Genomic DNA, 22,861 nt, shown 5'->3' on the forward strand with positions numbered 1-22,861 from the left:
TTTTACTCCGTTGCTGCTAGGTTATTTAAACTTATTTGCTCTAACCAATAACTGCGGTTAGCCTGTACTTGTTTACCTAACAGAGCAAAACCAAGTACTTGCTCATTAGCATCATTAAATACAGCCACTAACTCTTCACCTTGTTGTTTTATATGCCACTGACCTTGCGCCATAGGTGGTACAGGAAAAATAGTTAACGGCATTATAGGGGTTTTAACAATAACGGGACTCGGCAAAAATTTGGCGTTAGTTACATTGCCCAACAGGCTATTGACTAAAGCAGGTAGAATTTGATTTATGGGTGCAATATATGGCTGCCATCCTTGTGATGTTTGCGCACAGTCACCTAATGCAAATATAGCAGGGCGACTGGTTTGGCCATCGTCATTTACTTTAATACCACGCTCAACTTCTAATCCAGCTTGCTCAGCAAGCGTTACATTTGGCACTAATCCTACCGCAGATAGCACCACGTCAACTTCAATCACTTGACCACTATTTAAGTGTAATAATGAAACAGAGTCGTTGACTTCAATACGGTTGATACTATCTTCTAAATACCATGATACCCCCAAGTCTGCTAACTTTTGCTGTAAGGCTTCGCCGACTACTTGTGGGATCAGTCGATACATTGGCCACTGCCCTAAACCGATGACACTCACTTCATAGCCTTTGGCACTCAAGTCATTTGCAAATTCACAGCCAATTAACCCATCGCCTAAAATAGCAACTCGCTTTTTACTATCAAGTTTTGCTCTCAATTGTGCATAATCGTGCAAATCATTCACACTTAGTACTTCTGAGGCGTCTCCAGCAATTGGAATTTTAATTGCTGACGCACCTGTCGCTAGTACTAAACGCCCATACTTATAACGCCCTATGCTGGTGATGAGAGAGTGATTATCTGCATCTATTCGTTCAACACGTGTATGCGGATAAACACGAATATTAAGACGCTGCTCCCACTCAAGTGCGGCTTCGTTTTGTAAATCAGCTGCGCTTTTCCCCATTGCAAAAGCATTCGAAAGTGCAGGTTTGCTGTAAAGTGCGCCGTCATCAGCGGTGAATACGGTAATAGCTACGGTTGATGATTGTTTACGTAATGCAGCCGCTACTTGATAACCACTGTGGCCACTACCAATGATAACAATTGGGCCTTGCGGTTCATCAACAATGGTCTCAGAAACACGAGTGTGTTGAACAACAGCTGGTTCAGTTACTTCATCTTCAGTTACTTCATCTTCAGTTACTTCACGTTCACTTATTTCGATCATTTCAAAATCGGCTTTGCCCACTAAACAATCTGGACATACCCAATCCTGTGGTACATCCTCCCAAAGGGTACCTGGAGGAATACCATCAGCAGGCCAACCTTGGGCCTCATCGTAAATGAGGCCACAAATAATACAGAGCCATTTTTTCATTTCTCTATCCTAATAATTTGGATTTAACCCTGTGGGTTATCTACTGCAGAAAGTCACAAATAGATAAACCGTAAGTTTTATAAACTGAGTCGTTGCCACTCGTTATAAACGTATAGCAATATTGCGTGTTTGCATGTAGTTGTAGATGGCTTCTTGACCTTTTTCTCGACCAAAGCCAGACAATCCAACTCCGCCAAATGGCGTTTCTATGCCACCGGCAAACCATTCATTTATAAAAACTTGTCCACCACGAAGTTGCTGAGCCACTTGTAATGTTTGGTTAAGTGCTTCACCAAACACACCTGCTACTAAACCAAATTCAGTGCCATTAGCTATTTTTACAGCCTGTTGCTCATCTTCAAATGGCATAATAACCAATACAGGGCCAAATACTTCTTGTTGAGATATGGACATATCAGGGGTTGCTTCGATCACAGTTGGAGCAACATAGTAACCTGCCAAATCAGGAGCATAGCCACCACATAAAATAGTTGCCCCCTCTTTTTTAGCTTGTTCAATCATTGCCAATACACTGATTTGTTGAGCTTGAGAAACCACGGGCGTTAAATCGGCCTGCTCTTCACCTGAGCCGATTACTAAATTTTCAGCCATAGTAACCACTGCCGATTTAATCTCTTCGTAACGCGCTTTATCTACCAGTAAACGCGACATTGCAGAGCACACTTGTCCAGCATTAAAGAAAATACCTGTTTGCACACTGCTGATAACTTTCTCAGTAGCCGCATCTTTAAGAACAATAGCTGCAGATTTACCACCCAATTCCATTACAGAAGGTGTTGCACGCTCAGCTGCACCTTTTAGAATACGTTGCCCAGTGGGCACTGAACCGGTAAAAACAATTTGATTAACATCATTATGCTCAACTAGGTGGCTCCCCACTACTGAACCCTTACCACACAACAGGTTAATAGCGCCTCTTGGAAAGCCAACACTTTCGAGTGCTCTGACTAAATACACCATACCAACAGGCGAAATTTCGGGTGACTTAATGACTACTGCATTACCCGCCGCCAGCGCTGGAGCTAAAGAGCGAGCACAGATTGAAACTGGGAAATTCCAAGGTACAATTTGTACTGATACACCCATAGGGATATATTGCGTAAAATCAATATAGTTTTTACCTAAAGGAATCGACGTACCTTCGAGTTTGTCAGCCATGCCGCCATAGTATTCAAAATAACGAGCAGCCTCTAAGAATTCATCTTTTGCATCCGCTAAGGTTTTACCGTTTTCTCTGCACAGAGCTAAAGCACCTTCATCAGCTATCTCTTTGATAGCTTTTGCTGCATCAAGCATCCACGTTGTGCGCACAGCTGGGCGTACATCGCTCAATAGTCCACGGCTTATACATTGTCTGGCGGCTAGCATCGCATTGTTTGCATCATCAACACTGGCACTTGCAATCGTGCTATATTCCTGAGCTGTCGCAGGGTTTATTACCGAAATATGAGTGTGAGAATCACACCACTGGCCATTAATGAAGTTAAGATAATGAGTCATAATTAAGCCTCCGTCACAGATTTCACTTGTTTGGCAAGCCAAATTTGGAAGAAGTGTGTTGGTGTATCCATTTCAGGTGAAAAAGCCCCACCACCAAAACCAGGTGAGTACCGTCCTTGCTGCATTCCTTCAACTGCGCCAATATCTTCACCAAACACGACACGCCATGATTCAAGTGTTGCAGTACGACACGCCGCATACTCATCTTTAGTTGCCTCATCACTAATATAGAAAATACGTAAACGTTCGATAGTTTTATCTGTACTAATTGGGTCGATCATCATTGCAAAAGCGTGATCAGCTTGAATACCAATAAGTACATTTGGAAATAAAGCAACATATTCAGCATGGCGTAGCTTTTCCTCAGGCCAGCTTGGGAATTTTGGTAAGTGTGTACCAGCAGTATCAGAAAGGTTATATTTATAGCTACCTTGACCAGAAAAACGCTCATCGAACATGATATTGTAGTGATCTTCTAATTTAGAATAAGTATTTAACGCTGGATGTACCCAAGGTAAATGATAGGCTTCACAGAAGTTTTCTATGGTTAACTTCCAGTTACTTTTTACTTCAATTTCTAAGTGTCCGCCCATATTTGCACGACGTAATAAACTCAAACCATCGTCACCTAAAAACTCTTGCCAACGCTGTGTTAAAGGAGCTATATGTTCATCGAAAGAACTCGCCTCGCCAGATAGATTAATGAATACCATATCCATCCAAATAGCTGAGCGGATTGCTTTTAGCCCATGCTTTTCACATGCAAAACGTTCATCGTTATGCTTACCGATGCCACCTAAATGTGGAGTGCCTTTTAAGCTTCCATTTAAATCATAGGTCCATGAATGATAAGGGCAGCGGATCATGCCTTGCACTTCTCCTGCTTCATGTACTAACTTCATCCCTCGATGGCTACACACATTATGAAATACCTGCACTTCGCCTTGGCGACTCTTCATCATTAATAAAGGTAAGTCCATAAAATCAATTGGCATAACATAACCGTTTTTGATTAAATCTGATGCAAAACCAACGCACACCCATGTGTTACTAAAAACATGATCACGTTCAAAATTAAAGTACTCAGGATTGGTATATGCCTCGTTAGGCATACCTGTTGCTTCATGTATCGGGTTTAGTACACGATCAATTTGCTTAATAGGAATTATTGTTTGTTTTACAGTGCCCATGCTCATTCTCCGAACGGTGTGTGTTTTAAAAAAATTTAAAGAGCAAAGTTCAATAATTAAAACCCATAGTTTTAACATTAACCTCACGCCCCAAACCCGTAACAACATTCTGTTATCAGATGTGTTGATTTTGATTAACAACAAAGCACTAAACAAACGATAATTTAGCATCTCACTCATGAGTTTTTGTAATGGTTAAGAGTGCAATAATATAAATATTGCTTACTGGTTATAAATAAGCGGTAACATCGCATAAGCAAAGCTCATGGATTGATGAGGATTAATCATTTGTAAATTGCCGGTTAATTTTTTAGTTTCTTACCACTTATTTAACAACAACAAAAAAGACAACGGAGCACACACATGAAAAAATCCGTAATTTTGGCTAAGTCTGGTTTTTTAAAGGGATTAAATCCGACGGTGACAATCGCATCGAAGGTAATTCTAATCGCCTTTATTTTATTCATAGTCATACTTGCAAATAAAGCAGGGCAGTATTTTGAAAGCCTTTCGACTTTTTTACTCTACAATATGAAATGGTTTTCTATTGGCTTAGTAACTTTAGTCGTTGGTTTTTTACTTTATTTGATGGTAAGTCGATATGGCCATATTCGACTGAGCGAAAATGACGACGATCAGCCTGAATTTAGTTTTTGGGCATGGATAGCCATGTTATTTTCTGGGGGGATGGGTATTGGACTGGTTTTTTGGTCTGTAGCAGAACCCATGTGGCACTATGCTGCAAACCCATTCACCGAGGGATTAACCAATGAAGCAGCGTCAATGTCAATGCAGCTTACTTTTTACCATTGGGGACTCCATCCGTGGTCGCTTTTTGTAATAGTTGCCTTAGCCTTGTCTTATTTTTCTTACCGTAAAGGCCTTCCTTTTACCTTTCGCTCTATTTTACACCCACTGGTGGGCGATAGAATTTATGGCCCTATAGGACATGTTGCCGATATTATCACGGTAGCCGTTACAGCCTTCGGCATCGCGCAAACCCTGAGCCTTGGAGTTATTCAAATTAACTCTGGATTACAACAAACGTTTGGGATAGAGGTTAGCCTTGTTACTCAAACTGTGCTTATTATTGTGCTATGTACCATTGCTGTAGGCTCGGTTTTATCGGGCGTTGGTAGAGGAATACGGCTACTCTCACAATGGAATATGTTGCTGTCGTTACTATTAGTATTGATAGTACTTGCAGTGGGTCCGACCCGTTATATTTTAAATGTATTTATGGAAACATCAGGGAATTATGTACAAAATTTAATTTCGATGGGGCTGTGGACTGATTCGCAAAATGACTCAGGATGGCAAAGCTCTTGGACCGCTTTTTATTGGCCATGGTGGTTAACTTGGGCACCGTTTGTAGGTATGTTTATTGCGCGAATTTCAAAGGGACGTACCATTCGCGAACTTATTGGTGGTGCTTTGGTAGCCCCAACTGTTATTGCCTTTATTTGGCTTTCCGTATTTGGTGGTAGCGCCTTAAAAATGGAGCAAAACGAACGTATTGCTGCACAACAACAAACCGTTGTAACACAAAACCAAGTTACAGAAACAAACGCAGAACCCTTTAGTGGTGGTGTTGTATTACAAGCAACCAAAGCAGATAGTACACGTGCCCTCTTTACCTTATTTGATAATTTAGACAGTAACTTATTAGGTAAATTACTGAGTGTATTAGCCTGTATCTTACTTGCTACTTATTTTATAACCTCAGCCGACTCGGGCACCTTAATATTGTGTATTTTAGATGCTGCAGGTGATACTGAACCACCGACCTCTATACGTATTTTATGGGGTATAGTTATTGCACTTATTGCATGGGTACTTATTTATGCAGGAGGCCTGCAAGCAATAAAGTATGCGTCAATCATCATTGGCTTCCCTATTTCTATATTTATTTTAATGATGGGTGTTACCTTGTTTTATAGCATTCGCCGTGAACCAAAGCCATGGGCAATGTTGCCGCAACACGTACATCCGTGTAAAGAAAAACTGGATGGCCCTGTGGAGCACTAAATCAATATAATAAGACTAATAAACAAAAACCCTGCTATTTAGCAGGGTTTTTTTATTGCGATGTAATTTATACTAAACCGGTATCGCCTACTTCTTCAGGAAGTTGTGTTAATAACCATTCTCTAAAATACTTTACACTCGCAGGTATGCGGCCACCGTTATCTGGCTCTAGTAAAGAAAACTTAGATTCAGTGGCCAATACATGCTCGGTTGGACGCACTAATGCACCACTTTGTAAGTATTCATCAGCCAGAGACCCCCACGCTAATGCAATGCCTTGACCATTAATTGAGGCTTGCAACAACATGGGGTAATTATTTATGTTAATGCGGCTTTTAGGAGCTATCTGCTCAAGTCCTACTCCTGCAAACCACTCATCCCAATTAACCCATCCCATTTGTGTTTCATCTAAAAATAAAATTGTTTTATTAAAAATATCTTTCGGATCGTTCGGATTACCAATTTTTTCAAGATAGCCAGGACTACAAACTGGAAACACTTCTTCGCAAAACAAAGTGGTCACCTTCATATTAGCTGGAGGCGTGCGACAAAAAAACAATGCTAAATCGCATTCTAAACGGTTTAAATCAACTACATTATCAGACGCTAATATTCTCAAATCAATGTCATCATATTGATTTTGAAACTCAGCAACTTTTGGCAATAACCACAATGATGCCATTGCATTAGTTGTAGCTACGGTTACTTTTTTATCACCTTGCCATTTTTTTACCTCTCCTGTTATATCTGCAATATCTAATAAGGAGCGACTTATAGACTGATAATACTGCAGACCAGCTGAGGTTAAATGAATACTGCGGCTTGCACGAGTAAATAAGGCTTTACCTAAATACTCTTCTAACTGTCGTATTTGACGACTTATCGCACCTTGAGTAACGTTAAGCTCATTTGCTGCAAGAGTAAAACTTAGGTGGCGAGCAGATGCTTCAAATGCAACTAAACTGTTTAGCGGTGGTAATGGACTAATTTTCATATAATTTCCTACTGCGTTTCTATCAAAGAAACTAATAACCAATCCATTGAAGGTAAAAGTAAGTACTGAATATATTTTTAAACATTGAGTTAATCAATTACAAATTTGGTAAGGGTTTTAGTGTGGGTAATTAATTAGTTTGTGAAGACATATAAGCACACGCCCAATGTGTAGACGTGTGCTTTGAATATTGGTTTAGAAGTAATAGCCAATATTAATGTTAAAGCGACGCTCAGTTTCGCTGCTATCGCCCGCTAATGAACCACCAACAAATGGCATATTTTTACCATGAACTAAGTCAAAGTAAGTAAATAAACCACCAGCAGCTACCGAGAAACCGGTTACGTTCATCCACGTATCTCTGCTGTTGTCTGATTTGTCGTAAATAGCACTATAGTCGTTGTAAAACTGTAAGTTTGTTACCGCGCCCCATTGTACCGGTACGCTGTATGCTACGTTTGCACTCGACATTGTTGCCTCTGCCGCCATGCTGTCGTAAAACGAGTAAGCGCCCACAGCAATACGGTTTACGTTATCAATATCGTAGTTGTATTCACCGTGTTGAAGTTGTAAGTTCCAAGGGCCCATATTACTGTTTAAATGTAATGCCCACGCGTTGTAGTCACCTGCGCGGTCAACACCATCATGCAAGCCACCTGCGAGTGCCGACACACCTATTTCAGTTTTACCACCTTCATGTTCTAGATGGTAGCCGTAACGACCTGAGAACGTATTGTACTCGCCTATAGCATTAGTTGGCTCAGCATAAACACCATCTCCAGCTTCTCTAAAGCCAACAATGTCGTAAGAATAGCGATCGCTGCGGTTATCTACATAACCATCAACACCACCTAATTCATCATTTTTGAAAAAGCCCAAATCAAGCTGCCAGTTATCAGCAATCTTACGCTTAAATAACACCCCTAAATCGTGGTCGTCTTCAAGGCCAACATAATAGTTAGTGCTGAAAAAGTAGTTATGTGAATTGTATGGCCAGTTACCAAAAGGAACCTTGGTAATACCTGCTTGAACTTGCCAATCATCAGCAAAATCGTAAGCTGCATAAGCGTATTTAACAGCGGTCATATAATCAAAAAAGCGAATTTCAGCGTTTAATTTTACATCACCAACGTCGCCTGAGAAATTTAAGCGAAAAATATCAAAGTCAAAATCGCCGCCGCGATTTTTATTATCGTCATCATACGAAGTATGGCTGTAGTTGGTTCGAACAGCACCACCAACTTTAATTCCCTGAGGCTTGTGTTCATGTTTAGCTACTTTAACTTCAGCTGTATCTTCTTTCACTTCAATGGTGCGTTCGATTGATTTTTCACTTTTTTGCTCTGCTTTCGCAAGTTGCTTTTGCAGCATTTCCACTTGTTTTTGTAAGCTACTTAATTGCTGCTTTACTTTATCAAGATCTGTATCTGCATGTGCCTGATGTGAAAAAACAACCATAGCCACTGCTAGTGCTAAAGGTTTCATAGGTGTCATAATTTGTCCTTGCTTGCCTTGTTGATATTATTAACTCGAACTTGGTCAGCGTGAGCTAAGTACCTGCTTGATTTTACATGTTGTTTTACAATGATAACGTATTTTTACAACTCTTCAATTACACTTTATGATTTTGCGCAACACACCAGCAACACACAAACTACTTTTTAGCAGGGTAAGCATGACAATTAATCATCATTTTAATAAATAAAAGCAGTAGCTTGCAAAATTAAAGCTTAAAAAATAGCAGGATGATCATGTACCTATTTTTAATGTGTTATTATTTGAGAAATCATATTTAAAACAGCCAGTTTGCTGCTACATATATAAATTGAGGACGCTCAAAAAATGAAAAATAACGATACCTTTAACACGATTGCTACGTTAATTTTTAAACATCTTTATAATAACTTTCCAACTCCAAGTCAGTTAGATCCTGAACAATTAATTAGCGATGCCTCAGATCATCAAGGTGAGCAAATAAAAGGAACAATCGCCTTTCTTCTTCATGAAGAATATATATTTTCGACGCCAAGCGCCGCTTTTTTGCTAACCGAAAAAGGCTTTAGCCACGCTTTGTGCCCTAAATTTTAATCTCACCGTTTAAAAAGCGATACCACAAAAAAAGCCCTAGCAATTAAAGCTAGGGCTTTTTAATGATTTTTAACGTTTATTTTTTCTCTTTTTCTAAACGCTTTTTAAGACTCAAAGCCGCATCTGCAGCCAACAAACGCATAAATTCAGAGCCATTGTTTTGTTCGCCTTGACCCGCACCTATAACAATTTCAGGCACTAAGCGGCTGTTACCTAAGCTATTAAATAAAGCCGTTTGAATTTTAACTTCTGCTTTAAGTGTTTCATCAAACACATATTTAGGATCAAGTGCTGCTGACTTTGCTCGTAAACGTGCTTCAGCTAATACATCCATGCCTAAAGCTTCTAAGCGTTGCTGTTTTAAAATTTCTTCTTGCTCTTTTGCAAGCTCAGCCTTCACTGCGACACGCTGTTGTGCAGAAATAATCGCATTGGCTTTTATTCGCTCTGCATCAATTTGCTCTTTAATTTTTAGCTTTTCAGACTCAGCTCTTTGCTTTGCAATCGCTTGTTCGCCTAATGCAACTTCTGTACGTGCTTGTTGCTCTGCCTTTTTAAGGTTTTGTCTTGCAAGCGCTTCATCTGCTGCAGCTTGCTTTTGCGCCTCTAAGCGCGCATTTACCTTATTTTCGTAATCAATATCAATAATACTCGCATCAACCACCGTGATGCCGTAAGAGCCTAAAATAGGTGCATTACGCAGCGGCTTACCTTCAGCATCTTTCTTTATGTTAATGGTAACGCGTTGTTGCTTACTTAAATTGCTTAAATCGTCAGACTTGTCACGCTCGCCAGTACTAATAATTTGCTCAGTAACAAAAATGCCATTAGTCAGTTGATCAGAAAAATCTTGGCTTAATTGACCATTACCACCTGAATAATGTTGCTCAACCGACATCATACGTGCCGACGCTTTTACATTTTCTGTAGTGGCACGCATTAAAAGATTAGATATCAGGGTTTCTTGGGAGCCAAATTCTTCATGAATTTTTAATAATCCACGTAAAGCGCCCGACTCACTTGCCGGTACATTACCTGGTAATCTAAAACGTGATACTCCTCTGGCGCCACCTGTCGTGGTATCTAAGAATCGAATAGGAATGAGTGGTACAATGGCACTCGCTGTTGCACTGCTATCGCCGGTAAAGTTAATTGAAATAACTTTTTTATAGGCAGATGTGGTACCAAATGCTTTTAAGTAAGGGCCCGCTTGATTTATTACCGTTAAATTACCAGTAAAAGCTGACTGATGAACTAACCGTTCATCGGCTTCATTCCATGAAATAACCTGCGAAGTTAATGTTGCAATAACTGCTAACACCACAACAACGGATGTTAGTAAAATCACATTACGACGACCAAAACGCGCCATAAATGAAGTGTTTTTTGCCTCAGCGACTGTTTGTTGCTCGCTATCCATTTTTAGTACTCTCCATGTTTAGTTTCTTTTTTACAAAATACGTAATTTCTTGTTCGCTTAAATGCGCACAAAAACTACCCGATCGATGCAAATCTATAAATGTTGCAAGGATCTCTTGTTTGCCTTTAATTGTTTTTTCCTGGTTTTCTTGGGTTTGGTTTTTCTCGCTAAGTTGAGCAATAAGATCATCAATGATGGTGTCTTTATCAAATAACACATTATATTCTTTTGACTTTCTTACTCGACTCTTACGTACATTGCTGTAAATCACATAAAGCGCCACACACAAAATAATAACAAGCGTACTTAACCCAATAATATAAAAAATCATAACGTCTGCTTATATTAATTGAATAATTAACCCTAACAACAAATGTAACGATTAAATCACAAATGTTAAGCCGATAATTTTACAGAATAACGACCCAAATAACAGAATTAATACTTGGCTCTTGTATATTTTTGTAAAAATTAAAATAGAAAAGTTTAATATCTGAAGTCTCAACATCAACAATGTTACTTTTAGTGAGTGTGGGTGACAGCCGCTTAGAGTCAACGGTAAACATCTTCTGTTCAAACTTTCATATTGAATATTAAGCCATTTATCCTTTTTAAAATAAGCTGATTTCAAAGTGAAAAATGCAATAGTTTCCGAGTAAAGTTAAAAATATTTAAATTTTTTCTGGCGAAGATCAAAATGCGGCCTACCCTTAGTATGTAAATTAGGTACTGATTATTTGCTCAAAATTAAATCATATGGGCATGCAGTTGATCATTTACGTTACATCAAACCACTTATTAGTGAAAAAGGATATAAAGATGAAAAAATGTAAATACGCAGCATTGCTCGCTACAGCTATCTATGCACAATACAGTTTTGCTGCAATCGATGAGCTCACTATTTTACAACACACTCAAGAAGCAAAAAAAACCACAATTGCCAAACACGCTAATACCCATGTAAATCTTTCTAGGCAATTTACAATCGAAACAACACAAGGTCCTGTAATTACTCAAACTGTATCGCACCCTAATGCTGATTACATAAAGCTACATTTTAGCCAAGTAGATCTAAATGGTGACGCAAAGTTAGTCGTTAGAAGCGAAGACAACTCAGAGCGTTATGAATATAGTAGTAATAATATGGACGCTGCAACAATCGATAGCTTAAACGGAGATGATGGTGTGCATTCATTTTCTTCTATGTCGGTTTCAAATGACAGCGTTATCATTGAATATTACCCTGATCCAAAAAACAGTAAGCAGCAACACCAGTTTGGTGTTATTGATAGCTATTATTACGGCACTGAAAGCGCCAATATAGATATCAACCAACAAAATAAACCTGCCCCTTTGTCTACCTGCGGTATTAATGAGCGCAAAGACGTGCAGTGTTGGGCTAATTCCAACCCAACAGAGTTTGACCGCAGCCGCCCGGTAGCACGCTTAGTAATTGGTGGACGCAGCTTATGTACCGGTTGGCGCGTTGGCAGCGATAATAAGTTATTTACCAATAACCACTGTATAGAGACTGCATCTGAGCTTGCCTCTACAGAAGTGTGGTTTAACTACCAAAATAAAAGTTGTAATGGGACAACCAGAGAAACTATTGTAAAAGTAACAGGTAAAGAGTTTTTTAAAACTGACTACACGTTAGATTACACCCTATTTAGTGTTAATGACTTTGCCAATATTGAACAGTTTGGCTACTTAGGGCTTGATGTGCGAAACGCACAGCAAAGTGAACGTATTTATATTCCGCAACATGGTTCAGGTAATCCTAAGGAGCTGTCGATAGAATCGGATCAAGACACCAATGGTTTGTGCCAAGTTAATGCCCCCTCAACGAATGGGCGTGGAAGTAATACTGATATTGGATACTATTGTGACACTATAGGCGGCTCTTCTGGTTCTCCTGTTGTTGCAGCATCAAGTAATCGTGTTATTGCACTTCATCATTTAGGCGGATGCTACAATAAAGGCGCCAAAATAAGTAAGATTTGGCCCCAAGTCGCAACTTACTTTAATAACACAGTGCCTGTTGGCGATAACGACGGTAATACACCACTGCCACCTACCGCACGTTTTGAATACAGCTGTGAGCAATTACAGTGTAATTTTGATGCAACAAGCTCCAGCTCAGCAGGTACTATCAATAGCTATAGTTGGAACTTTGGCGATAATCAAACCGATACAGGTGCAACTGTAGTGCATAATTTTGTATCTGAGGGTGATTACGACGTCTCTGTTACGGTGCAAGATAGTAACAGTAATACAAACACGCTAACCAAAACGATTAGTGTTTCAAATGGCTCACCAACAGAAGTTGAATTAACTAAAGGGCAAGCATTAACAGGCCAAAGTGCAGCATTAAATCAAGAGACTATTTACTATATTGATGTACCTGCAAATAGCACTAACATTTCAATCGACATAACGGGTGGTTCAGGTGATGCAGACCTCTATGTTAAAAAGAGTACAGTGCCAAGCACAAATAATTACGACTGCCGCCCATTTAGAAATGGTAACAATGAAAGCTGTAATATAAGTCAAGGAGAAGGTCGTTTTTACATTATGCTTAAAGCGTATAACAGCTATCAAAACGTAACTATCGTGGCTAATTATGAAAATAGCGCACCACCTACAGATAATGATACTCGCGTATTAACATCTCGTGCTTATGGATTTCCAGATTTTTGGCAGCGCTATAGTTATGTAGTACCTACAGGCGCAACCACTGTAAACATAAAAACATTGGGTGGCGAGGGAAATACTAACCTCTATGTTCGAGCGGATGCAGCGGTAACAAAAACACAATATGATTGCTTATCGAACAACAAAGACAACAATGAAAGTTGTATCTTAGAGGTGAGTTCAGGCCAGACATTACAAATCGGCTTGTTAGGTGTCACTAATTACGATTGGGTTAAGCTTGTTGCAACTGCAAAATAATTAATATCATTCCCCTAAACAAAGCACTGCAGTGAACCTGCAGTGCTTTTTATTTGGGTTTAATTTACTCTTTTAATGCAGGCGTAATAAACATCACAATAAATAAAGAATACCACCTATTACAAAAAGAACTCATAGTTAGTCGTTATTAAAAAACATAATCCGATCTCGCTATTGAGTGCGTGATAATAGCTTCAAAACTTGTTTAACTACCATTTCTGGCTCATCATTTTGTGGATAGTGGTAACTTTACGCGTTAGCTTTATCTCACCTTGAGGAAAAGCATTAGCCCAGTTTGAATGCAGTTCTCCCCACATTTCACGCCCTTTTTCAGTAAAAAATAACACCGATGGATTTTCATATTTTTTAACTGAGGCAATAACCGTCACGGGAATATCTGCTATTTGTGGATAATCGGGTAAAGGTCGCTTCGACCAAAAGTCTAAATACTGATTCGACATGCCGTTTTTCATATCATCACGTTTTATAGCGGCAATTTCTTTTTCAGCGCGCGGTAAATCAATCTTACGCATAATATCAACATCATGCTCTGAGGCGGGTTCAATTAACATTAACGCTTTAATGTTATCGGGGTAACTTGCTGCAAATACCCTTGCGATATAAGCACCATAAGAATGCGCCACATAAACTACTGGTTCATCAATTTTTAGCGCTTTGAGTAATAATAAAGCCTCAGTAGCATACTGCTCTGAGCTATAGTTTTTCTTTATTTGCGAAGAGCCGCCATTGCCAATTCGAGAATAGCGAATTACTTTTGCATACTTAGTAAGCGAGTTATAAATGGGATCCCAATCACTAAGCCCTGCAGAGCCACCCGCCTCGAGTAAAATAGTGTGTTTGCCACTACCCGCCATTTCATATTCAATATCAAAGCCATTTACTTTAACTTTAGCAAGCTCAGCAAACACAGCGGTTGAGGTGATTAATACCCAAAATAGAATCGTTTTTATTATTAGTTTCATATTGTTAAAAGAATATGGAGTGTTGGCTTAAGTTTATAACATTAAGCACTATGTTTATAAATAATTTCTCTATCACATACTCTTTAAAATAAATAATCACTTCAATCACTCTTAAATCGTGTTTTGACTAATAGATTTCCCTATTCAAACCTATAAACCTCTGTGACCCTATGCCATAATCTAAATAATTCATAAATTTAGTAACTTGGCGGTATATAAACCGTTTCAAGCTAACTTATAGGGTTTTTTAATGGCTTATCAAGAGCAAAATCAAGCAACAATCTATTGGCACGACTACGAGACCTGGGGGGCAAGCCCACAAAAAGATAAGCCGAGCCAATTTGCCGGTGTACGCACCGATCTTGATTTAAATATTATTGGCGAGCCGCTTATTGAGTACTGTAAACCACAGGCTGATTATTTACCCCATCCTGAAGCGTGTTTAATTACCGGTATTACCCCACAAGTGGCGATGCAAAAAGGCTTAGTTGAGGCTGAATTTATTGCTAAAATTCATGCAGAATTTAGCGTACCCAATACCTGTGTGGCTGGTTATAACAGTATTCGCTTTGATGATGAAGTAAGCCGATATAGCTTTTATCGTAACTTTTACGACCCGTACGAACGTGAATATAAAAACAATAACAGTCGTTGGGATATTATAGATTTAGTGCGTGCCTGCTATGCACTGCGCCCTGAGGGTATTGAATGGCCGTTAAAAGAAGATGGCAGCCCTAGCTTTAAGCTTGAGCATTTAACTGTTGCTAATGGTATTGAACATGCCGCTGCGCACGACGCATTAAGTGATGTAACGGCCACCATTGCCTTGGCAAAACTAATTAAAGAGAAGCAACCTAAACTGTATCAGTTCTTTTTTAGTCTTCGCGGTAAAAAAGCACTCGCTGAAATGGTTGATGTGTTTAATATGACCCCATTAGTGCACACTTCGTCTCGCATTCCAGCTACCCAAGGCTGTACTACTTGGGTTGCACCAATGAGTTTTCACCCGGTAAATAAAAACGCAGTTATTTGTTTTGATTTAACCCAAAACCCGCAGGTATTACTTGATTTAAATGTGGAAGAATTACGTAAACGCTTATACACCAAACGTATAGATTTAGCGGAAGGTGATTTACCCGTAGGTTTAAAATTAGTGCATTTAAATAAGTGCCCTATTTTAGCGCCAGCTAAAACGCTACTGCCTGAAAACGCTGCTCGCTTGGGTATTGACCGTGAACAATGCTTGGCTAATTTAGCCATTTTAAAAGCCAATACTGAGCTTCGCGATAAAGTCACTGAGGTATTTAATGAGCAAGGCGATTACAGCGCGACCACGAACGTAGATTACTTATTATATGATGGCTTTACTAGCCATGCTGATAAAGCTAAATTTGCGATTATTCGTGATGCAAAGCCTGAAGACTTAGCAAGTTTAAAGCTTGAATTTGAAGATCCTAAATTTAATACTTTGCTGTTTAGATACCGCGCCCGTAACTGGCCACAAACACTAAACCAGCAAGAGCTTGATCAATGGCGTCAATATTGCCAAAGCAAGTTAATGCATGGCGAAGATCAGCCATCAATCAGCGCACAAGATTTTATGATCACCCTTGAAAACTTAGCGCATGAACATGATGACAGCGAAAAAAATCTTACAATTTTAAAAGCCTTATATAACTACGCGCAAAGCATGTAATTTACTGTAGTTTATATAATGCATAAAAACGCGACCCTTTAGCAAAAAAGTGTCGCGTTTTTTGTTACTAGGTAAAAAACCAAAAAACTATCTCAACAAGAGAGGTAAATGAGAAAACATAAAACCAACATTCATTTTTTATGTTTATCACTTCCTCTAAAAGCGCTGCGTCTCTTATCCTCTTTGTGGATAATTTACTTTTACCAATTACATTACTTTTTATGCATTGCTTCGATACGTGCTAATAAGCTTGAAGTATCGTATCGTCCGCCACCGAGAGCCTGTACATCAGCGTAATATTGATCAACCGTGGCGGTCATTGGCAGTGTTGCACCGTTATTTTTAGCTTCATCTAGTGCAATGCCTAAATCTTTGCGCATCCAATCTACAGCAAAACCAAATTCGTACTCACCTGCCCACATTGTTTTGTAGCGGTTTTCCATTTGCCACGAACCAGCAGCGCCTTTAGAAATGGTTTCTATTACTTTTTCGCCATCAAGCCCCGCTTGTTTGGCAAAATGTAAGCCCTCAGCTAACCCTTGCACTACACCTGCAATACAAATTTGGTTAACCATTTTACATAATTGCCCTGAGCCCGCTTCGCCTAAAAGCTGACTAAAACGGCTAAATGCCGCCATGATAGGTTGTGCTTTAGCAAATACCGCTTCGTTACCACCCGCCATTATGGTTAACACCCCATTTTCAGCGCCAGCTTGACCGCCCGATACCGGCGCATCAATAAAGTCGATATGCTGTAAAGCCGCTTTTGCCGCAACTTCACGTGCCACTTCTGCTGAGGTAGTTGTGTGGTCGATTAAAATTGTGTTTTCGTGCATGCCTGCTAGCACACCGTCATTACCGTATACTACTGAACGTAAATCGTCGTCATTACCTACACACATAAACACCATATCGGCACCGCTTGCTGCCTCACGCGGAGTAGGTGCAAAGCTGCCGTTAAAATCTTCGACCCATTTTTGTGCTTTAGCTGCTGTGCGGTTATAAACACATACGCTGTACCCTGCTTTTGCTAAATGCCCCGCCATTGGGTAACCCATTACGCCTAAACCTATAAATGCAATTTTAACTGACATAAAAATGACCTATTTAACTGATAACTTAGAAACATAAGCTCGATTATGTCAATCGGCCGCTAAAAAAGCGAATGAAAGTCTTTTAAAATTTCCCGCATAAGGAAATTAGGTAGGTAATCTATGGATAGCATTTATCAATTTAACGCACTACTTTGTAATAACAGTGATTTTCCTTTGAGCCAGTTAAAAGGAAAAACGGTTCTTATTGTAAATACAGCAAGCAAATGTCATTTTTCGGCGCAATTATGTGCGCTTGAAAAGCTATACCAACAATACAAAAGCGATGGGTTTACTATTCTGGCCTTTCCATGTAATCAGTTTGATAAAAACGAACCATTAGAGGGTATGGCAATTAAAGACTACTATCAAAAACACTTTGCGATTAATTTTGAAGTATTTGATAAAGTCATGGTGAACGGCCCCGATACTCACCCCTTGTTTAGTTATTTAAAATCACATACGCGTGGAATTGCACAAAACCGTGCAATAAAGTGGAACTTTACTAAGTTTTTAGTTAATGCCCAAGGACAACTAATTGCACGTTATGCGCCGCGCACTAAACCGGAGTCACTTCATAGTGTAATTAGAAGTAGTTTAGAGGCAACACCGATTATAAAAACAGCAAATAGTCGCTTTAATACCACAGCAATATTAAAGTGATAAGGCATGTATAATAAAAATGGTTTATGGTTGATGTAACTAGATTAGTTGGATTGTAATAAATGAAGATTGCTTTTTTTAGTGCTCAAAAATACGAGCGCCCTTTTTTCGAACAAAGCTTAACTGGCTTTTCTAACATCGCTATTACCTATTTTGAGCAAAGTTTATCGATGCACACTGCGGTTTTAGCTAAAGAATTTGATGCGGTATGCGTATTTGTAAACGATTCGGTAGATAAAGCGGTTATTGAGCAACTGGCTATATTTGGGGTTAACACCATTTTACTGCGCTGTGCGGGTTTTAATAATGTAGATTTAGCCGCTGCTAAACAGCATGGCATGCGTGTTCTGCGCGTTCCGGCTTACAGCCCTGAGGCAGTCGCAGAGCATTGTATTGCACTTATGCTTACGCTTAGCCGTAAAACCCATAAAGCTTATAACCGCGTACGTGAAGACAATTTTGACTTGAACGGCTTACTTGGCTTTAACTTGCATAATAAAACAGTGGGTATTATTGGCTGCGGTAAAATTGGCCAAGCATTGTGTAATATATTAACCGGTTTTGGCGCTCACATTTTAGTATGCGATCCTAATGCACAAGCAGGTAATTACACAATTACTGATTTAAACACCCTGCTTACACAAAGCGATATAATTTCTTTGCATTGCCCGTTAAACGAGCACACCCATCATTTAATTGACGATGACGCATTTGCAGCAATGAAAACAGGGGTTATGCTAATAAACACCTCGCGCGGTGCATTGGTTAATAGTAAAGCTTGTATTAAGGCACTTAAATCACAAAAACTAGGTTATTTAGGGCTTGATGTGTACGAGCAAGAATCAGAGCTGTTTTTTAAAAACCACAGTGACGATATAAACCAAGACGATATTTTCTCTCGCTTAGTGAGCTTTAAAAATGTATTGATCACCGGCCATCAAGGCTTTTTTACTCAAGAAGCACTTACAGAAATTGCCAATATCACCTTACAAAATGCATTTGAGGTTACTCAAGGAAATAGCTTTACAAACGAAGTGCTATAGCGCGGCTAAACAAAAAGCAAAAAAGCGAACAAAATATAGTGTTCGCTTTTTTTGTTATCAATAACACATGAGTTGTTGTTGTATTCTAGCCAAACGCAACGTTTGCAAATACTAAGGTCATTAGCACTGGGCAGACAAAACGAATGTACTGAGCAAACCAATAATGTGCACCAGAACTTGCTTGATGAAGCTTATTACCACGCTGCCATAACCAGCCCACTGTAATAAAATAAAACAGTCCCATCAACGGGAGTTGGTATTGGGTAAATACCATAATAACCAAACCAAATAGCCAATCAAAATTAACAATAATAGTACTGGCACAAACAAATACAATGGCGCTAACGGCCCATGTAGCTTTGGTTCTATCAACACTGTGGTTTTCTACTAAAAAAGCCACAGGAATTTCAGTCGATGAAATGGTTGATGTAACTGAAGCAATCGACATCAATACAAAAAATAGTAAGCCAACCAATAAACCAATTTCACCCATGGTGCCAAATAACTCAGGTAATATGGCAAAAATAAGCTGCCCTTCACCAATTAGCTTGCCGTTGCTAAATACTTCAACGCCATTGAACTGCGCCACATATATAGCCGGTATAATTAATAGTCCAGCTAAAAATGCCACGCTGGTGTCGAGTAACGCAACACTTGCAGTCAATTTTGGTAAGTTAGCACCGGGCTTTAAATAAGAGCCATAAATCATCATACAGCCCACACCCAGTGATAATGAGAAAAACGCTTGCCCCATTGCGGCAATAATTAAATCGGGGTCGAGTATTTTACTAAAGTCAGGCACTAAATAGGCCGCAAACCCTTCGCTGGCACCCTCTAAGGTAGCAATGTAAGCAATTAGGCCAACGAGTAAAACAAGTAATAATGGCATTAAACGGCGCGACCAGGTTTCAATTCCTGATTTAACACCTTTTAAAATAATGCTGGCGGTTAAAATAAGCATCAGCGGCGTAAATATAAAATTACGTAGCATAGAGTCGCTATGTAAAAACTCACTCAAGCTCTGCATACCTAAAAAGGTGGTTATAGGCTCTATGGCGTAAGAAAGCATCCAACCTGCCACTATTGAATAAAAGCTTAACATGACAATTGCGCCAGCTAAGCCTATATAACCTGCAGCAGCGCCTACTTTAGGCGCATGGTCTTGCCATGCTTGGCCTAAGGCTTTAACCGGATTAGCTTGGGCTTTGTAGCCTAAATACAGCTCGGTGTATAACGCGGGAAGCGCTAGCAAAAAAATAACAATAAAGTACACCAATAAAAATGCGCCGCCACCATGGTTAGCAGCCTGTGTAGGAAAACCCCATATATTGCCTAAACCTACCGCAGCACCGGCTGCTGCCAATACAAAACCAAGTCGACTTTGAAAACCATCACGCACTTGTGTCATACACCTACAAATCTGTTATTATTTTATCGAATGTGAATTAAACCATATTTAAGGGCGACTGAGTAATAAAAATGTACTTAGCGCGCATAACAGCAAACAACCGCTCACAAACTATCCAGCTTATAACGATAACTATGTAATCGGTATTCACTTTTAACGAGCAATAATGAGTTCAGCTTACTTCGACAATCAGTTATTACACACCCCGCTTGCTGAGAATAATAACCACACCATTTTATTATTTGATGCCAGCCAATTGCAGGTTGATGAGCTAACACTTACACAGTTTTTAAGCCCGTTTGAATTAAGTGTCATCGCGCGTCGTAAAACGCCTCAAGCAAAACAAGAATATGTAGCAACGCGGCTGTTACTAAAATATTTAGTCAAAAGTGTATTACCTAGCAGCAGTGATATAACGCTTGATAAAATCAGCTCTGAATTTAATCAACAAACCAGTAAGCTTGAGCTAAATATAAATAACAACCAGGTTTATAGTTGCTGTGTGTCACACTCTCATGGTTTGGTAGGCGTGGCCCTAAATATTAATAATTCGCTATTTGGTTTTGATATTGAAAAAATCAGTTTAAAACGACCATTTGAAAAACTCGCAAAGCACTTTTATGATGCTGCAGAAGTGGCACTTATAACTAAGCAACCGTGCACAGCTGCTAAAGCGGCGACATTTTTCAGACTTTGGACATTAAAAGAGGCATTAGCAAAAGCAACCAGCCGCCCTATTGCCCAGCTATTAAGCCCTAATGTATTTTGTGAGCTTGGCAACAGGCAACTAAGTGCAACCAGCACCACATTAACAAATGATGTAAACGAGCAGTTTGATATAAGCGTTGTGGCAAAAAAAAGCACCGACTGGCGGTGCTCATTTATCTCATTGAAAGCGTTAAGCAGCAAGCTCGCCTTCAAGTAGTCGGCTATGAATAGCTTGAACCACAGCATCAGACTCACTTTGCTCAACTAAAAAGCACAGGTTGTGTTTACTCGCACCATGGCAAATAAGACGAATGTTAAATTCGCTCAACACCTGCATTAAATTCATTTCGTGCTGACGCAATACAATTTCAGACCCAATAAGTGCTACTAGGGTTAAATTGTTCTCAACCGATACATGGCAAAACTCAGCGAGTTTATCTAAGCACTCTTGATCTAGCTCTGGGCGTGATGCATTAGGCGCATTATCAAGGGTAATTGCTACACTAATTTCAGAGGTAGTAACCAAGTCTACCGAAATATTACATTCACTTAAAATAGTAAAAATACGCGCTAAAAAACCACTCGCTAATAGCATTTCTGGGCTTTTAAGGGTTAATAATATTTGGTTTTTACGTTGCGTGACCGCACGAATACCTGGTAGCTGCGATTTTTCACGTTCAATCCAAGTACCACCACGCTCTGGCTCTGTGCTTGAGCCAACAAACACATTTATATGGCTGCGACTGGCTGGCAAAATTGTAGCTGGATGCAACACTTTAGCGCCAAAAGTGGCCATTTCTGCCGCTTCATCAAAGCTTAAACGCGCAATAGGTGTGGCTTTTACACACAAACGCGGATCGGTGCTAAAAATACCCACTACGTCGGTCCAAATATGCACACTCTTAGCGTTAATTGCTTCAGCTAACAAGGCGGCACTGTAATCAGAGCCACCGCGACCCAGTGTGGTGGTTACATTGTTTTCATCGCTGCCAATAAAGCCCTGAGTAACAATAACCGTGCTCTCTAATAAAGGAATTAAATGCTCTTTAGCTGCAAGCGCTGTGGCGGCTACATTAGGCGTAGCTTTACCAAATTGGCTATCGGTTTTAAGCACCTGGCGAACATCAAAACGCTGCGAGTTTAAGCCCTTTAAGCGCAATACTTGAGTAAATAAATACGACGATAAACGCTCGCCAAAGCTAAGTAGCTCATCGTGTTGTTGCTTTGTTGTCAGTATTTGATGTGCTAGTGTTTGAAATTCATCGATGGTGTTATTAAAACCAAGCGCTAAATCATTATCTAGGTTCAGATCAGTTAAAATTGCCTGCTGAATAGCAAGTACACCGTCAACATGCTGCTGACGTTCAGCGGCATCAATATCGGCTTTACAAAGTGCCACCAAGTGATTAGTTACACCGGCGCTGGCGCTCACTGCAACAATTCGAACGCTGTTATCGTTTACAATGATTTCGCTACAACGGCTCATCGCCTCAAAGTTAGCAACGCTGGTGCCACCAAATTTGGCAACAATGTAATCTGATTTTGTGCACTGTGAACTTTGTGGCACTGATTGGGTAGTCATTTCGTCTCCTTTCGCGGCATCCAAACCGCAATAAAACAAGAAGAACTTGGCAGGAAATAAAGATAAGAAA

Annotated in this window: 17 protein-coding genes and 2 pseudogenes; 7 read left to right on the top strand and 12 right to left on the bottom strand. The window is 39.7% G+C overall.

The genetic code is table 11. From position 1 onward, the window contains the following. Window positions 1-2 precede the first annotated feature (2 nt). The 4 genes and pseudogenes from ACNSN2_RS08145 to ACNSN2_RS08160 form a co-directional block, all read right to left on the bottom strand. The gene (locus ACNSN2_RS08145; RefSeq protein WP_418609054.1) at window positions 3-1,274 is read right to left on the bottom strand and encodes an NAD(P)/FAD-dependent oxidoreductase; all 1,272 of its coding nucleotides are present in this window, start codon (window positions 1,272-1,274) and stop codon (window positions 3-5) included. Continuing rightward, a pseudogene (locus ACNSN2_RS08150) lies at window positions 1,260-1,424 on the bottom strand (rubredoxin); the annotation flags it as partial. The pseudogene ACNSN2_RS08150 and the gene ACNSN2_RS08145, both read right to left, overlap by 15 nt. A gap of 102 nt (window positions 1,425-1,526) precedes the next feature. Further along, window positions 1,527-2,945, bottom strand: coding sequence for an aldehyde dehydrogenase family protein (locus ACNSN2_RS08155; RefSeq protein WP_418606966.1), 1,419 nt, complete (start codon window positions 2,943-2,945; stop codon window positions 1,527-1,529). A gap of 2 nt (window positions 2,946-2,947) precedes the next feature. After that, a complete protein-coding gene (locus tag ACNSN2_RS08160) occupies window positions 2,948-4,135 on the bottom strand; it encodes an aromatic ring-hydroxylating oxygenase subunit alpha (protein ID WP_041708938.1) in 1,188 nt (395 codons plus the stop codon). A gap of 363 nt (window positions 4,136-4,498) precedes the next feature. On the opposite strand from ACNSN2_RS08160, the gene ACNSN2_RS08165 reads away from it, so the two are divergent. Further along, window positions 4,499-6,163: a BCCT family transporter gene (locus tag ACNSN2_RS08165; protein ID WP_021033099.1), complete on the top strand. Its 1,665-nt coding sequence runs from the start codon at window positions 4,499-4,501 to the stop codon at window positions 6,161-6,163. 67 nt (window positions 6,164-6,230) lie between these two features. Here ACNSN2_RS08165 and ACNSN2_RS08170 read toward each other — a convergent pair whose 3' ends face one another. Both ACNSN2_RS08170 and ACNSN2_RS08175 read right to left on the bottom strand, forming a co-directional pair. Continuing rightward, a complete protein-coding gene (locus ACNSN2_RS08170) occupies window positions 6,231-7,157 on the bottom strand; it encodes a LysR substrate-binding domain-containing protein (protein ID WP_010390313.1) in 927 nt (308 codons plus the stop codon). A 195-nt stretch (window positions 7,158-7,352) separates the two neighbouring features. Further along, window positions 7,353-8,651 (bottom strand): porin, encoded by a 1,299-nt coding sequence (locus ACNSN2_RS08175; RefSeq protein ID WP_010390315.1) that lies wholly within the window; start codon window positions 8,649-8,651, stop codon window positions 7,353-7,355. Between the two features lie 348 nt (window positions 8,652-8,999). Here ACNSN2_RS08175 and ACNSN2_RS08180 point away from each other — a divergent pair, with 348 nt between their 5' ends. Continuing rightward, window positions 9,000-9,245 carry a hypothetical protein gene (locus tag ACNSN2_RS08180; RefSeq protein ID WP_054201077.1) on the top strand — a complete coding sequence of 82 codons (246 nt, stop codon included), beginning with the start codon at window positions 9,000-9,002 and terminating at the stop codon, window positions 9,243-9,245. Window positions 9,246-9,321: 76 nt separating this feature from the next. Here ACNSN2_RS08180 and ACNSN2_RS08185 read toward each other — a convergent pair whose 3' ends face one another. Further along, entirely contained in the window at window positions 9,322-10,665 is a 1,344-nt protein-coding gene (locus ACNSN2_RS08185) for an SPFH domain-containing protein (protein WP_010390318.1), read from the bottom strand. Next, complete coding sequence (locus ACNSN2_RS08190) at window positions 10,658-10,996, bottom strand: hypothetical protein (RefSeq protein WP_010390319.1); 339 nt, start codon at window positions 10,994-10,996, stop codon at window positions 10,658-10,660. The genes ACNSN2_RS08185 and ACNSN2_RS08190 overlap by 8 nt, the downstream gene beginning before the upstream one ends. 488 nt (window positions 10,997-11,484) lie before the next feature. Here ACNSN2_RS08190 and ACNSN2_RS08195 point away from each other — a divergent pair, with 488 nt between their 5' ends. Further along, entirely contained in the window at window positions 11,485-13,617 is a 2,133-nt protein-coding gene (locus ACNSN2_RS08195) for a pre-peptidase C-terminal domain-containing protein (protein WP_418606970.1), read from the top strand. Window positions 13,618-13,788: 171 nt separating this feature from the next. On the opposite strand, the pseudogene ACNSN2_RS08200 reads toward ACNSN2_RS08195, so the two are convergent. Then, a pseudogene (locus ACNSN2_RS08200) lies at window positions 13,789-14,600 on the bottom strand (alpha/beta fold hydrolase). Window positions 14,601-14,850: 250 nt separating this feature from the next. On the opposite strand from ACNSN2_RS08200, the gene sbcB reads away from it, so the two are divergent. Next, complete coding sequence (gene sbcB, locus ACNSN2_RS08205; protein WP_076918564.1) at window positions 14,851-16,296, top strand: exodeoxyribonuclease I; 1,446 nt, start codon at window positions 14,851-14,853, stop codon at window positions 16,294-16,296. A gap of 212 nt (window positions 16,297-16,508) precedes the next feature. Here the strand turns inward: sbcB and ACNSN2_RS08210 are convergent, their stop codons facing one another. After that, window positions 16,509-17,390: an NAD(P)-dependent oxidoreductase gene (locus tag ACNSN2_RS08210; protein WP_109874517.1), complete on the bottom strand. Its 882-nt coding sequence runs from the start codon at window positions 17,388-17,390 to the stop codon at window positions 16,509-16,511. A gap of 120 nt (window positions 17,391-17,510) precedes the next feature. On the opposite strand from ACNSN2_RS08210, the gene ACNSN2_RS08215 reads away from it, so the two are divergent. After that, window positions 17,511-18,050 (top strand): glutathione peroxidase, encoded by a 540-nt coding sequence (locus ACNSN2_RS08215; protein WP_109874516.1) that lies wholly within the window; start codon window positions 17,511-17,513, stop codon window positions 18,048-18,050. A 62-nt stretch (window positions 18,051-18,112) separates the two neighbouring features. Further along, window positions 18,113-19,093 (top strand): 2-hydroxyacid dehydrogenase, encoded by a 981-nt coding sequence (locus ACNSN2_RS08220; RefSeq protein ID WP_418606972.1) that lies wholly within the window; start codon window positions 18,113-18,115, stop codon window positions 19,091-19,093. 85 nt (window positions 19,094-19,178) lie between these two features. Here ACNSN2_RS08220 and ACNSN2_RS08225 read toward each other — a convergent pair whose 3' ends face one another. Then, entirely contained in the window at window positions 19,179-20,501 is a 1,323-nt protein-coding gene (locus ACNSN2_RS08225; protein WP_075169095.1) for a sodium-dependent transporter, read from the bottom strand. A gap of 166 nt (window positions 20,502-20,667) precedes the next feature. Here ACNSN2_RS08225 and ACNSN2_RS08230 point away from each other — a divergent pair, with 166 nt between their 5' ends. After that, a complete protein-coding gene (locus tag ACNSN2_RS08230; protein ID WP_418606974.1) occupies window positions 20,668-21,426 on the top strand; it encodes a 4'-phosphopantetheinyl transferase family protein in 759 nt (252 codons plus the stop codon). Here the strand turns inward: ACNSN2_RS08230 and lysC are convergent. Then, entirely contained in the window at window positions 21,400-22,791 is a 1,392-nt protein-coding gene (gene lysC / locus ACNSN2_RS08235; RefSeq protein ID WP_418606975.1) for a lysine-sensitive aspartokinase 3, read from the bottom strand. The genes ACNSN2_RS08230 and lysC overlap by 27 nt on opposite strands. Between the last annotated feature and the right edge of the window lie 70 nt (window positions 22,792-22,861).

This window comes from Pseudoalteromonas sp. US3C1013, from assembly GCF_048401115.1.
GTDB classification, from domain to species: domain Bacteria; phylum Pseudomonadota; class Gammaproteobacteria; order Enterobacterales; family Alteromonadaceae; genus Pseudoalteromonas; species Pseudoalteromonas undina.